2 protein-coding genes and 1 pseudogene are annotated in these 1,938 nt (G+C 53.0%); 1 reads left to right on the top strand and 2 read right to left on the bottom strand.

All coding sequences use genetic code 11. The annotated features are described in order from the left end of the window. A pseudogene (locus OQK_RS03775) lies at positions 1–267 on the top strand (DUF6035 family protein); the annotation flags it as partial. Between the two features lie 247 nt (positions 268–514). On the opposite strand, the gene OQK_RS03770 reads toward OQK_RS03775, so the two are convergent. Then, positions 515–1,117: a hypothetical protein gene (locus tag OQK_RS03770; RefSeq protein WP_016771189.1), complete on the bottom strand. Its 603-nt coding sequence runs from the start codon at positions 1,115–1,117 to the stop codon at positions 515–517. 52 nt (positions 1,118–1,169) lie between these two features. Beyond that, a complete protein-coding gene (locus OQK_RS03765; protein ID WP_016771188.1) occupies positions 1,170–1,649 on the bottom strand; it encodes a helix-turn-helix domain-containing protein in 480 nt (159 codons plus the stop codon). Positions 1,650–1,938 lie beyond the last annotated feature (289 nt).

Genomic DNA, 1,938 nt, shown 5'->3' with positions numbered 1-1,938 from the left:
CCTCGCCTCCTTAACGTGGCCAACACCGCCTTCGATCACTACAAGGGCTATTTACTCGCCTTCGGATGGACGCTGCGAGCGTTCGCGAACGAGCAACTGTTGGCTGACCAAGACGCCAAGCAGACCTGGCAGCGGAGGAAGAAGTTGATCCGCGAGGGCCTTGAGCGAATGGACGAAGCCTACCGGCAAGATCGGAGTTACAACCATGTGATTGCGTTTCTGATCCCTGAGATCAAGGAAAAGCTTGCCCATGGGCGGGAGTGGTGATGGCTACCCGCGTCGGCATTTGAAATTGTAGGAATTTACCACCTTGATCTTTCTTCGCTGCGGACTCAAAAACCAACCTATACGCATAGGCTCTCCTCGTAAGCGGCGCGGACTCGCGATGCACGACGAGGAGGGCTCATAAGCGCGCGGAGGATCAAATCAGGTGGAGCCCTGGTGGTAGCAGCTCTATCGAGCACTCTCTGGTAGCCTGTTTCCAGAAGGCCAGATGGGCTGGAATGAGATGCAGCTATCTCATATACATCTGCTTGGTTCGATTCAATTTGATGACGTAGCTATCAGCGTAAAGACCGTTCGATTCCAGCACGATTTCGTCCTTCCCAGCGCTGCGGATGTCATATCGCTGAGACTTGGCCAGCAACAGACCTCGTTCAATCTCGGATTCTTCAGTATTGGGTGAGGGGGCAGTGGGGATGCTTATATCGCCTAAGGATTTGGCGACGACTCGAACTCTCACATCCATCAAGCTGGTTTCCAGCTCCTCATCAGAGGCCAGCCATTCTCCATTGCCTTCGAATCTGTAGCTTGTGGTTGCTGGAGTGGAGGGTGCAAACGTCGTGCTCTTCAGCAGACCATTGATTCGGTATGTCTTGTTGCGAAAGTACTCAATAGTACCTTCGAAGCCGACAACACCATTGGGCTGTGGATATTGAAATTTCTCATGCCACAGTCCCAGCAATTTGGGATTCAGTCCATCGGATGAGCTGGGGGGACTGATATAGGCTGCCCAAGGGCCGACGATGGTTGAGAAATCTCTTAGATGCGGCAGTAGGTAAACGATCGATGCGATGATGCCTGCCGACCAACCGAGTCGAAGCCTGCTCCAGTTCATGCTGTGCTATCCATGTTGTAAAACTATCCTCTTGCTCTTGCTTACCAAGACCCTATGTATCGGATTTTCGATGCCACAGGTCGTGAACGGTCTGCTTGGACAGCCCCAATTTTTCGGCAATCTGCTTTTGAGTCAAACCTTCGGCCTTATGCTGATGTACCTGTCTCAACCTGTTCTCGTCAACTGGCTTGCCGGGCTTACGCACCACCAATGCGTCATCTTGCAGTTGCGCTTTGAGCTCCTCCATCAAGCCAGTTTGCAGGTGCTCCGAAAGCTCAGCGGTGAGCCGGCCCAAGACGGACTCTATCGGTTCGTTTTGACGGATGGCCAGCGTGAGCGCAAGCAAGGTCAGGGGGCTCGTATCGAGAGCCTTGCTCAGGAGGTCAAGCTTATCGAGGGTAATACCGGATTCGCCTTTTTCGAGTTGTGCGAGGTACGTCCGAGTACCTGCTTCGGACAACCCTTCCTGCGAAAGCCCTTTGCGACTGCGAAGAACTCGCAGAACGGCTGCGAACGCACGTTTCAGGGGCATGGGCGATCCTCAAAAGGGGAGGATGAGGCCACGTTGCATAGTCCGGTTCTACTGTATATAGTTGTCATCGCCGGACTTATAGGTCTCGGCTGATTCATAGTGGCATTGAGCGTTTCAGACGCTGGCTTGTATTGCGTACGGGCCTGTGAGGACTGAAGCATAGAGACGGTGGTGCATATGCCCCGCCTGAATCAATTTACACCTAAACCGAACAATCGCTCGATGTATGTGGCCGGTTGAGAGGTAAGAAATGGGAGCTTGGGCTAGAGAGATGCTTTTCAATTCAGCG

It is taken from the genome of Pseudomonas sp. R62 (genome assembly GCF_000257605.1).
Taxonomy (GTDB): domain Bacteria; phylum Pseudomonadota; class Gammaproteobacteria; order Pseudomonadales; family Pseudomonadaceae; genus Aquipseudomonas; species Aquipseudomonas atacamensis.
Note: the sequence above shows the minus strand (reverse complement) of the source record. Positions and strands in the feature narration are given on the sequence as shown.

What these genes read in the sequence shown, in the direction of transcription:
- OQK_RS03765 (WP_016771188.1), bottom strand. Translation starts at nt 1,649, where the DNA reads ATGCCCCTGAAACGTGCGTTCGCAGCCGTTCTGCGAGTTCTTCGCAGT.
- OQK_RS03770 (WP_016771189.1), bottom strand. Translation starts at nt 1,117, where the DNA reads ATGAACTGGAGCAGGCTTCGACTCGGTTGGTCGGCAGGCATCATCGCA.